Annotated in this window: 8 protein-coding genes; 6 read left to right on the top strand and 2 right to left on the bottom strand. The window is 75.3% G+C overall.

Features of this window, described 5'->3' with window-relative positions:
- Positions 1-115 precede the first annotated feature (115 nt).
- The 4 genes from ACSLTV_RS04040 (at position 116) to ACSLTV_RS04055 (ending at position 3961) form a co-directional block, all read left to right on the top strand.
- Positions 116-313: a hypothetical protein gene (locus ACSLTV_RS04040; protein WP_432139209.1), complete on the top strand. Its 198-nt coding sequence runs from the start codon at positions 116-118 to the stop codon at positions 311-313.
- A gap of 68 nt (positions 314-381) precedes the next feature.
- Positions 382-1245: a hypothetical protein gene (locus ACSLTV_RS04045; RefSeq protein WP_435611636.1), complete on the top strand. Its 864-nt coding sequence runs from the start codon at positions 382-384 to the stop codon at positions 1243-1245.
- A complete protein-coding gene (gene grrM / locus ACSLTV_RS04050) occupies positions 1242-2396 on the top strand; it encodes a cyclophane-forming radical SAM/SPASM peptide maturase GrrM/OscB (protein WP_435611637.1) in 1155 nt (384 codons plus the stop codon). Before ACSLTV_RS04045 ends, grrM begins: the two co-directional genes overlap by 4 nt.
- Complete coding sequence (locus tag ACSLTV_RS04055; protein ID WP_435611638.1) at positions 2393-3961, top strand: hypothetical protein; 1569 nt, start codon at positions 2393-2395, stop codon at positions 3959-3961. Before grrM ends, ACSLTV_RS04055 begins: the two co-directional genes overlap by 4 nt.
- A gap of 72 nt (positions 3962-4033) precedes the next feature.
- Here the strand turns inward: ACSLTV_RS04055 and ACSLTV_RS04060 are convergent, their stop codons facing one another.
- Together ACSLTV_RS04060 and ACSLTV_RS04065 are read right to left on the bottom strand one after the other, a co-directional pair.
- On the bottom strand, positions 4034-5416 hold the full coding sequence (locus ACSLTV_RS04060) for an HEXXH motif domain-containing protein (protein WP_432139205.1): 1383 nt from the start codon (positions 5414-5416) through the stop codon (positions 4034-4036).
- Positions 5413-6888 carry an FxsB family cyclophane-forming radical SAM/SPASM peptide maturase gene (locus ACSLTV_RS04065; RefSeq protein WP_432157913.1) on the bottom strand — a complete coding sequence of 492 codons (1476 nt, stop codon included), beginning with the start codon at positions 6886-6888 and terminating at the stop codon, positions 5413-5415. Before ACSLTV_RS04065 ends, ACSLTV_RS04060 begins: the two co-directional genes overlap by 4 nt.
- Positions 6889-7131: 243 nt before the next feature.
- On the opposite strand from ACSLTV_RS04065, the gene fxsA reads away from it, so the two are divergent.
- Positions 7132-7356: an FxSxx-COOH cyclophane-containing RiPP peptide gene (gene fxsA, locus ACSLTV_RS04070; RefSeq protein WP_432139203.1), complete on the top strand. Its 225-nt coding sequence runs from the start codon at positions 7132-7134 to the stop codon at positions 7354-7356.
- A 256-nt stretch (positions 7357-7612) separates the two neighbouring features.
- A complete protein-coding gene (gene fxsT / locus ACSLTV_RS04075) occupies positions 7613-11350 on the top strand; it encodes an FxSxx-COOH system tetratricopeptide repeat protein (RefSeq protein ID WP_435611640.1) in 3738 nt (1245 codons plus the stop codon).
- Positions 11351-11392: the final 42 nt, after the last annotated feature.

Genomic DNA, 11392 nt, shown 5'->3' on the forward strand with positions numbered 1-11392 from the left:
ACGGCCGTACGGAAGCGGAACGGAAGCCGATGGGAACCGGTCCGGTGCTTTCGGCGGAAGCCGCCGCACGCGTTGACTTCGCCTCGAACCGGCAAGTCGACACGAGGAGTTGAAGATGACCACGACCGAACGCAACACCGACCTGGCCGCGCGGATGGCGGCCGTCGCCGACACGGCGGAAGTCCCCCTGTCGGTCTCCGTGTCCACCGGCGAGGTCAGGAGTGTGACGGACCGCGTCGAGAGTCTCCGTGCCACGCACCCGGCCGCGAGCCGCGGCTCCTGTCTCTCCGGGTACTCGACCTGGGGCGACTGACCTCCCATCGATCCGTCTCCCGGGGCCGCGCCCGGCGCGGCCCCGGGCCTCGCAGAGCCGGAGTCCGCATGCTGAAAACCGGTGTCACCCTCTCCGTTCGCAGTGATGCCTTCGATCCGTCGGACGTCATGATCTGTTCGGGTATCCGGCGGCTGACCGACGTCATCGGGGCCGCGGCGGACCCGACGGCCGTCGTCCCCCGGGACGACTGGCGTCACCTCACCCCGGCCGAGCGGGAGTTGCTCGCCCCCGCCCCGGCCACCCCGCTGAACCGGATGCTGACCGTGCTCGGCCTGGACGCCGACGCGCTGGAGGCGTGCCGCGACGCACTGCTGCCCGTGCTCGCAGCCGCCGGCGAAGGCGACGCCGGCGAAGGCGACGTCGACGAGCATGCGGCGCGGCGCGGCTCGGTCCTCGAACGGGTGCGGGAACGCGTGCTGGACGCCGTCGGACGTCGTGTCGGCGCACGCAGTACGCGTCAGGGGGCCGCCGACAGCGTGGTCCACCGTCCCGGCCTCGTCTCGACCGCGTACAACTACGAGCGGCGCACGTTCATGGGGCTGCACCTCGACAACCACGAGGACTTCCCGCTGACCGAGCGGCACCGCTCCCTCCTCCTCACGGTGGCCAACCTGGGCTTCACCGACCGCTACGTCCACTTCGTCAATCTCCGCACGACGGATCTGATGCTGATGCTCGCCGCGGGAGGCCATGCGGTTCCGGAGACCGGCCACGCCCTGAAGAACGCCTTCTTCACGGCGTTCCCCGCCCACCCGGTGCTGCGGCTGCGGCTCCGTCCCGGCCAGGCGTATCTCGTCAACACCCAGGACGTCCTGCACGACGGCGCCACCAACACCGTCGGCCTGCCGGACGTGTCGTTCCTGACGGCCAACCGGCTGACCGCCGCCCCACTGGTACGGGAGGCGCGATGACCCCGCCGCGGCACGCGACCCCACCCGCCCTCGGACCGATACGGCAGGTGGTGCTGCAGTCCACCGGCTTCTGCAACATCGACTGCGCGTACTGCTACCTGCCCGACCGGCGTACGAGGACCGTGATGCCCCTGGACACCGTGCGCGCGACGGCCCAGGCGCTCTCCGACAGCGGTCTGCTCGCACCGGAGCTGGAGGTTCGCTGGCACGCGGGCGAACCGCTCACCGTGGCCAGGCCGTTCTACGCGCAGGCCCACGCCCTGCTGCGGCGAGCCCTCGGGGACCGGACCCGCCTGTCGTTCTCGCTCCAGACCAACGGCTTGCTGCTCGACGGCGGGTGGGCGGACTTCCTGCGGCGGGAGGAGGTGCGGGTGGGCGTCAGCCTGGACGGCCCCGCGCAGGTGCACGACGCCTACCGGCGCACCCGCGGCGGGGCGGGCACCCTGGCACGCGCCCTCAAGGGCACCCGCCACCTGGTGCAGGCGGGGCTGCCCTACGACGTCATCTCCGTCATCACCCCGGTCACGCTCGCCCACACCGGGGCCTACCTGGACTTCATGGCGGAGCTCGCCCCCCGATCGCTGGGACTGAACCCCGAGGAGACCGAAGGGGGCAACGACTCCGCCCTGCACCGGGCCGACGGCTTCGAGCGGGAGTACCGGGCCTTCCTGCGCCGCGTCGCGCGCTGGTCGGAGCGGACGGGCGTCGAGGTGCGCGAGTTCGCGGCGATGCGGCGGCACGTCCTGCACCACGCCCTGCCCGTGCGCAACACGCAGAACGAACCGCTGTCGATCGTCACGGTGGGAGCCGACGGCCGTGTGTCGTCGTTCTCCCCGGAGCTGTACGGCTGGACGAGCGCACGGTACGGGGACTTCACGGCGGGCCGGGTGACCGACCCGGGGTTCCGCTTCGACCGCTGGCCGGACACCTTCCGGCTGCTCGCCTCGGACATCGAGCGGGGCCGGGCCGCCTGTGAACGCACCTGCGCCTACTACGCGGTGTGCGGCGGGGGCGCTCCGGCGAACAAGTGGGCGGAGCGGGCGGACATGGCCGCCACCAGCACGGCGTTCTGCTCACTCGGTGTCATGGCCGTCGCCGACGTCGTGCTGGACGGCCTCGAACTGGACGGCCTCGAAACGGCGAGCCGGTGAGCGAGCCGGTTCCTCGGATCACCGTCCGCGGCGACTGCCCGCCGGGCACCGAGGCCGCCGTCCGCCGCGCCTTCGCCGCCGGACCGGCCGACGCCTCCCGCGCCGCCGCCTCCCTCGTGGACCTGCCGGGACACTTCGCCGCCACCGCCGCGTTCCCGGACCGGGAGGTGGTCGTGACCTCCCGGTCGGGGGCCGTGGCCCACTATTACGACACCGCCGCCGGGAGCGCGGCCCACGGGGCGAGCGTGACGGACGTGCTCGGCCTCGCGCGCCGCGCACCACGCTGGAACGCCGCGGCCCTGGCCGACCACCTGGTGCACGGTCATCCGCTGGGCGACGCCACGCTGGACCGCGACGTCCGCCGGGTTCCGGCGGGGGCCGTACTGACCCTGGCCCCGCCGCGCCCCTGCCTGCTGGTCGTGCCGCCGCGGCCCCGCGAGCCGGAGCCCCCGAGAGCGGCTGCACGTACCGCCCTCACCGCACTGCGCACGGCGGTACGGGACGCGGCACGGACGCCCTGCACCCTGTCGATGTCCGGTGGCCTCGACGCCCGGCTGCTGCTCGCCGCCCTGCTCGCCGACGGGATCAGGCCGTGTCTGCTGATCTCGGGCGTCGCCGGCTCGTTCGACCGTACGGTCGCCCTGGCGATCGCCAGGGACTTCGGGCTGCGCCACGACGCCTGCACGGTGTCCGAGTCCGCGCTCGTGACCGGCGCCGACCGGATCACGGCGGCGACGGACGGACTCCTGCCGATCAGCAACTGGGCGGGCATGGCCCACGTCGCCGAAGCCGCCCGCACCGAGCCGGTGCTCTTCGGCTACCACGGTGAGCTGGCCAGGGCCCACCACCTGCCCACCCCGGGGAGCCACGCCTGGCCCCGGGCCGCGCGTCCCGCCGCCGAGGCCGCCACCTACCTGCTCGAACGCGCGGGCGGAGATCCGTTCTCGCCGGACGAGCGGCACCGGCTCTCGGCCGAACTCCGGGAAGCCCTGCGGCCGGAGGCGATGGCCGGGCGGATCCGGGCGGCGCTGCCGCGGGAAACCGGGCGCGGCACCCTGCTCGCGGCGTCGGACACGTTCTTCCGCACCCAGTACGGACACCGCAAGATCGCCGCCAACCTGGCGGCCGTCACCACCTTCGTCAGCTGGCGGGCGCCCCTGCTCGCCCCCGGCTGGAGCGACGCCGTGCAGAGCCTGCCCCGGAGCTGGAAGCTGGGCGACCGCTGGCACCGCTGGGCCATCGGCCGGCTGTTCCCGGCGCTGCTGCGCTATCCGGAGGAGCGCTACGGCGCCGTGACCTCCCCCCGCCCGCCGCTCCGCTACTGGCTGCGGGGGCCCGCCCTGCCGGACACGCCGTTCTACGCCGACCAGACGCCGCTGCGCACCCCGAGCGCGCTGCTGGAGGGTCTGGCCGCCGCCGACGCCTCGGCGCTGGCCCCGCTGCTGGACCCCGCCCTGGTGGGCGAGTTGGCACGCGCACAGGCCGGCGGGTCGGGACGCCCTCACCTCTGCTTCGCCCTGAGCGCACTCGCCGGGTGGGGCCGGACGGTGAGGCTCCACGGGTGATCCGGCGCGGGGCGGCGAGCCCTGCGTTGATCGTGAGAGCGTGCTCCGCGAGGGCGGGTGTGCCCCGGTGTCTCACACCGGCAGCACTCGCCCGACGCCGCCGTTCCGGTCGTGCCAGGCCGTGCGGTGGGCGAGGGCCGCCGAGCGGGCGCGGTGCAGGGCCGGGGCCGGAACCGGCAGGCGGCACAGGCCGTCCAGCGTGGTGAGCATCTGCTCGGCGAAGCGGCGGCCGAGGCCGGTCAGGCGGTCCGAGGCCAGGATGACGAGGGTCGCCTCGTGCGCGGCCAGACTCCAGCGAGCGAACTGGACGTGCGCGGCGGCGCGCGGCCCCGGGGCCGGCTCGGTCTCCCGGCGGCGGTTCCAGAACCTGGCCACGCCGAGGTGCGCGTAGGCGCCGTGCAAGAGTCCGAGCAGGGGCCGGGGGTCCGGGCGCCAGGGGGCGTAGAAGCGCTCGGAGCCGTCGGGTTCGAGCAGGTCGAACAGGTGCAGCAGCGCCGCCAGTTTGTTGTGCTGCATCTCGTGGGCCAGGGTCGCCGCGAACTGGGTCGCGTTCTCCGGGCGGGACAGGGCGACACAGCCGAACGCCTCCGCGCTGCTGCCGCTGGCCTGCCCCCTGCCGCGGTTCACCAGCGGCACCAGCAGCCGGGGGCCGGCCGCCAGCTCCTCGTACACCTCCGGATGGTCGGTGCGCAGCAGCGCGCACGCTTCGCGGGCCACCGCCGTCCAGTACCGCACCTCATCGGGGCCGAGGCTCTCCGGGTGGGGGGCGGCGTTCGGGAAGTACGGCCGGTCCATGACGTCGAGGAGGAGCGGTGTGCCTTCGCCCAGGTCGGTCAGCAGGTGGGCGCCCTGCCAGGGGCCGGTGGTGCCGTACGCCTCCCCGGGCGGCGGTATCCGCACCGGGCCGTCCGCACGGAAGCCGCGGATGCCGTCGGGGCGGTCGGTCAGGGTGATCAGGGCGCGGCCGTCGGTGTCGATCCGTACCCGTGCCAGGTCATCGGGGGCGGCGCCGGGGAAGTGGGCCCGGCCCAGTGACGGCAGCGCGACCCAGGGGCCGTCCACCGGCCACTCGACCTCTCCCGGCAGTCCCGCGCGGACCGCCGCCGAGGCGGCCAGCGCGGTGAACCAGCGCACCGGCGGCTCGTCCGGTCCGTCCTCGCGCATCAGCCGGGCCAGCAGGCCGAACAGGGCGGGGCCCGTGGACGGATGGGTCAGCGTGGCCGCCGTCGCGGAGGGGGCCTCACGGTTGGCGGCGGTCAGCAGCTCCCACGCGCGGGCGGTGCGCTCGGCCACCACGCCACCGGCGGCGCGGGCGGTGAGTGTCACCGCGTAGGCGCAGGCCAGGCGCCTGCTGTGCTCCGCTCGGGCCAGGAGCCGAAGGGCTCCGGCCCCGCCACCGCCCGCGGCGACCGCGTCGAACATCTCGCCCGGCATACGGTGCGGCACAGGCGTCATCCCACCTCCACAGACGCAGACCCGGAGCCCGCAGACCCGGAGCCGGACGCAGACCCGCAGCCGGACACAGACGCAGACGCAGACCCAGACGCAGACCCGGACGGAGCGCCCGACCCGGGCACAGGCAGCACCGACCCGCACCCAGACCCGCAGACAGATTCAGACCCAGACCCAGGCCCAGCCCCAGACCCCGGCTCGGACCAGGCCCCGGACCCGGCTCCAGCCGCAGACGCCGTGCTCGGCTCGCCGTCGCGTCCCGTCGCCCGCGTCAGGTCCGAGCGCAGCCGTCCCCGGACCCGGCGGATCAGTTCCGCCAGGTCGGCGCAGTACACGCTGGGGTTGGCGAAGCCGGTGGCGGGGCGGTAGCGGGTGGCGTAGTGTCCGGCACCGCACACCCGGTGCTCGGGGCACGCCCGGCAGCGGTCGCACAGTGCGTCGGCCCCCCACTGGCGGGCGGCGACGCCGGGGTGCAGCAGCAGCGCGTCGAAGGAGTGGCGCCACACGTCGAGGCCGGTGGTGGCGGCACCGTCGTAGGCCGTGCGCAGCGCGTCGTCCTGGGTGAGGGAGCCGTCCGTGTCCACCACCGCGTAGCGCACGGGGGACAGGCCCAGCGACTCCGTGACCGGCGCGGCGCCGAGCAGCAGGGCCATCAGGTCGTCCAGGAGCCGTATCCCGGTCTCCTTGACCGGTGCCGTGTACCAGCGCTCGAAGACCGCCCACAGCCAGTCCGCGTACGGGGTCCGCCGGCCGGTGGGGTCCAGGCCGGGCGGCGGGGTGTGCCAGGTGCCCAGCGGCAGCAGGAAGTCGACGACCGGGGGGCGGTGGGCGAGCAGGTCCTCGTAGGTGCGCACCGGGTCGTTGCGCAGGTCGACCGTGCACAGCAGGCCGCCGTACAGGTGGCGGTGGCGGTCGCTCGCCAGCAGTTCCAGGGCCGCGTTCACCCGGGCGTGGCTGCCGCGCCCGTCGGCGCGCCGCCGGTGCCGGTCGTGGGCGGCGCGGCCGCCGTCGGTGCTCACCCCGACGCGCAGGCCCAACTCGGCGCACAGCGCCAGCCGTTCCTCCGTGAGGCGCATGCCGTTCGTCTGCAGCGTCAGCCGTAGCCGCACCCGGTCGCCCATCGCCTCGCGCAGCGTCCGGACCGTGTGCGTGAGCGCCTCGTCGCCCATGAGCAGGGGCTCGCCCCCGTGCAGAACCACCCCGGCCTCGGTCACCCGGTGGGCCGACAGGTGCTCGGCGACGCGTTCGGCGACCCGCCGGACGGTGCCGGGGGCCATCGTGCGCGGCTGGTCGCGCCAACCTCGGTCGTGTGAGCGGTACATGTAACAGTAGTCGCAGGCCAGGTCGCAGCGGCTGTGCACCTTCAGTACGAAGGAGTGGAAGGGGGCGGGGGCCCAGCCCGCCGCCTGGCGTTCCGTCAGGTCGAGGGTCCGCGGCCAGGGCGGCTCGGCGTGACGCAGTGGCGGTCGACTCATCCGCTTCCCCCCGAGGGCGTACGCCGCGGACCTCGGCGGGCGCGGTCGGTGGCGCACTCTGTTCGACCAGTATTCGGTCGCCGTCCGTTCAGCGTCAACATCGCTAATGAGCCAACGGGAGTGCCCCGAAGCGCAGTTGGCGGCCATTGGCGGACTCCCACGGCTGCCGTACGGCTGCCCCGCGGCGTTACGCTGAAACCGCAGACCTGTCATGTCGTCCCCGGACCCGTGGAGCGGAGCACGATGACAGTTGACGAGGGCGCGGTCCTGGACGGCACGCGCACGGGAACGGGCCGGCACGTGGCGCCCGACGTGGAGTCGGCGGTCCTCGACATCTCCGCCCTGACGCCCGAGGACATCGCCGCCCTGCCGGGCACGGTGCTGGGGGAGACCCTGCGCCGGGTGTACGACAGCTGCGCCGAGGGCGATCCGTTCGTCGCGGGGCACAAGGAGAGCACCCCGCCGTGAGCCGCGGGGCGCAGTGCCTCGCGGAGCGTGCCGTCGTGCGGCGCGAAAGCGGGCGTACGGCTGAGCGCGCCGCCGTGCGGCGCGGGAGAGGGCGCATCGCGGGGAAGCGCGGGACGCGGCCCGGCGCTCTCTCTATACTGACGGCGCCGAGCGCCCGGATTGTCCGGCTTGGTGGGGGTGTTGTGCGGGCTCCTCGCGTCCGGCCGGCACCCCTCGTGTCACCGTCCCCCGTCGCGCCGCGCTGAGCGGAGAGGCTATGTCAGACGCCAACTCACCCGACCGCCCCGGCCCGTTCGCGGTCTTCCTCGCGACCTCCGGGAACCTCGGCCTGAGCACCACCCTGCGCAACACGGCCGACATCCTCGCCGAGGCCGGCCGCAGCGTTCTCCTCGTCGACGGCCGCACCCGCGACCGCGCTGCCGACCCGCGGCCGCTGCCCCCGCCGGAGCCCGGGCGGGTGCGTACCGCCGCCGCCGGCGGCCCCGCCCTCGCCGCGCTCGCCGGCGACCCGGCCGTCCGGGCGTACGACCACGTCCTGATCGAGGCCCCGGTGCCGGACACCACCGACCCCGCCGAACCGGTGCGGGTGGCCGCCCTCGCCGACTCGCTGGTCTTCTGCTTCGCGATGACCGCCTGGTCCATCGACGGCGCCGCCGCCCTCGCCGAGGACCTGGCCGCCCACCGCGCCGAGCCGCCCGCACGGCTGCTCACCCTGGGCCTGAAGAGCGACGTCGGCGTCCACGACCGGCTGCGCGAGGCGCGCGAGCGGGCCCGCCGCCGGTTCCGCCGGCCCGCCGGGACACGCGAGGTCCCGCTGCTGGAGATCCCGTACAACCCGATGTACCAGGACAGCCGCAGCCTCGCCGTCGAGGCCGAGGAGGCGGGCACGGTGGCCGGCCTGCGCCCCTACTACGAGCGGCTCGCGGACTGGCTGCGCGCCCGCCGCGGCGCGCAGCTCACCGACGTCACAGTCGTCCACTCCGTGCGCCACGCCCACTGGGCCGCCTGGCTGCGCGACCGGCTCGCCGCCGCGGGCGTGCGCACCGAGCTGCGCAGAGCCGACACCTATGCCGGGGAACGTCCCGACCGGGGTGCGGCCCTGCTCTTCCTCTCGCCGGACGACGCCGACGACGCCCTGCTGGCCCAGATCGGCGCCCTCTCCCACACCGACGTGCGCATCGTCCTCGTCGACGAGGACTTCCCGAACACCGAGGCCGCCCACCACGAGCGCATCGACCTGCGCGACACCGGCGAGGAGGAGGCGCTGCGGCTGCTCCTCACCGGCCTCGGCCTGACCACCGCCACGTTCGGCGGCGAACCCGAGGGCGCCCCCTTCCCGCGCCTCCCGGAGACCTCCAACATCGGCGCGCGGAGCAGCTCCTTCACCGGCCGCGACGACCTCCTCGCCACCCTCGACGAGCGGCTGGCCGCGGCCGGCCGGGACGGTGCCTGCCTGGTCCTGCACGGCCCCAGCGGCTGGGGCAAGAGCGAGACCGCCCACGAGCTGTGCCACCGGTCCGGCCCCGGCTACGACGTGGTGTGGTGGGTGCGGTCCTGGGACCGCGAGCGGGTCGAACGCGGCCTGGTCCGGCTGGCCGGGCAGCTCGGCTCCACCGAGGGCCGGCTCGACACCCCGCCCGCTCAGACCGTCTCCCGGCTGCTGACCCGCCTGTCCCGCCCCGACGGCGAACCCGCCCGCTGGCTCCTCGTCTACGACGGCGCCGGCGACCCCGCCGACCTGCGCGGCCTGCTGCCCGTCCCGCACGAGCACGGCCACGTCCTGATCACCAGCCGGGCGGCGCCGGAGCCGGAGAACGCACCCGGCGCGGTCGCCGCGGCCGACGGCAGACCGCCGTCTCAGAGCGGCGCACCCGGCGCACACGTCGCGGCCGACGGAAGACCGCCGTATCTGGCACCGCTCGCGATGCCCCCCATGACCGCCGACGAGAGCCGTGCGCTGCTCGCCGACCGGGTCCCGGAGATCACCGCCCGGCAGGCCGGCCAGATCGCAGCCGTCGTCGACTTCGTCCCCCACGCGCTGCACCTCGCCGCCTGCTGCCTCGCCGAGCGCACCGCCTCACACCGCCGCGAGGACCACCTCACCCCGGAGGCCGCCGTCCGCGCCGCCGTGCGGGACGTGCTCGCCGAACACCGCGCCGGCAAGACCGAACTGCTGCGCACCAGCGAGTCGGCGTCCGCGGTCGAGGTGATGGTCCAGGTCGCCCGGCGGTTCGCCCAGGGAACCGCGGGCGCCGCCGCCTGGCGCGCCGAGAGCCCCGACGGCGACGCCCTCGGCTGGCTGCTGGACGCCGCCTCCCTGCTCACCGGCCGCGGCATGGGCCTGGAACTGCTGCGCTCCCGGCGCATCCTGTCCGAGCTGGCCCGCGACGACGACGCCGACCGGCGCCCGGCCACCGTCCGTCCGCCCGACGACGTCCAGCTGCCCGACGAGCACATGGTCAGCGTCGCCCTGTGGAGCCTCGGCCAGGTCGGCCTGCTCGACGTCGACTTCGACCGCGTGCAGCAGCCGCTCGCCCAGCACCACGGACTGCGCGACGTGATCCGCGCCCGCATGGACCCGGACGACCGGACCTACGTCGAGACCGTCCTGCGGGGCGTCCTCGCCGAGTACACCCCGCAGGAGAAGGCGGACCTGCCCGCCGACTGGGCTCGCGAGGTGTACTCGCTGCGCCTGTGGGAGGACCCCCGGCCCCGGGTGCGCCGCTCGCTGCTGCGGCACCTGAGCGCCCTCGGCGCCCGCGCCGAGCCCGCCGACCTCGACCGCCTCCTGGACATCGCCGCCCGGGCCCGCGAGCGGTGGCGGGCCGACGACGACGAGCAGTCGCCCGAGTACCTGCGCCTGCTCAACTTCACCGCCCGCGCCCACCGGCTGCGCGGCGCCTACGACCTCTCCCGCGAACTCGCCCAGGAGGCCCTGCGCGGCCACCGCCGGCTCCTCGGCATCACCCACCCGCGCACCCTGCTGTCCGCCGACTCCTACGCCGCGACCCTCCTCGCCCTGGGCCGGTTCGAGGACGCGCTGCTCGAACTGCGCCCCGCCCTGGAGGGACTGACGCTGCTGCTGGGCCCGAAACACCCGGCCACTCTCCAGGTGGAGCACAACCTCGCCTTCACCGAGGCGCTCACCGGCCGCGTCTCCTCGGCCCTGACCCGGCTGCAGCGGCGCTTCCGCTACCGGCAGTCCGTCGGCGGCCCCGACGACCCGGTCGCCTGGAGCTCCGCGGACCTGCTCGCCTACCTCTACCGCTGCGTCGGGCGCGACGGCGAAGCCCGCGACCTGCTGCGCCGGCGGCTGCGCAGGCTGGGCGACGCCTTCACCGGCGTGCGCCTGTGGACCGAGGTGGGCCTCGCGGTCAGCGAACGCCGCCTCGCCGACGGCTTCCCCGCCGTCAGAGACCCCCGCTACGGCTTCGAACTCGCCCACGAACGGGACCTGCGGGCGCTGAACACCTACGTCGGCCGGTTCGGCGCCGACCGCTACGACACCCTCCGCTGCCAGTTCAGCTACGCCGCCGACCTGCACGCCCTCGGCAAGTCCGAGGAGGCCGAGCAGCACGCCCGCCGGTGCGGGGACACCCTCGCCCGGCTGTTCGGCGCGGGCCATCCGTACACCGGGGTGTGCCAGGTGCGGCACGGGGTCTACCTGCGCGCCACGGGCCGGCTGCGGCTGGCCGAGGAGGTCGGCCGCAGCGCCGTCAACCTCCTCACCCACAAGGTGGGCCGGGCCCACCCCTGGGTCGCGGCGGCGGAGCACTCCCTGTCCGTCACCCTCGCCGAGGCCGGCCACACCGAGGAGGCCGCGGCGTTCGGGCGGGCCGCGCTGGCCCGGCTGCGCGACCTCGGGATCGCCGACCGGCCCGACGGACGCCGGGTGCGCGCCCACCTCGACCGGCTCGCGGGCGCCGCCGACACCGCCGCCGGCCGAGGGCTGCCGCCCTCGGGCTACGACATCGACCTGGAACTGCCGTCGTGACCACCGCGGCGCCGGCCGGCCCGCCCGGCCGGCGCCGCAGCG

The sequence above is a fragment of the Streptomyces sp. bgisy159 genome (assembly GCF_965341775.1).
GTDB lineage: Bacteria > Actinomycetota > Actinomycetes > Streptomycetales > Streptomycetaceae > Streptomyces.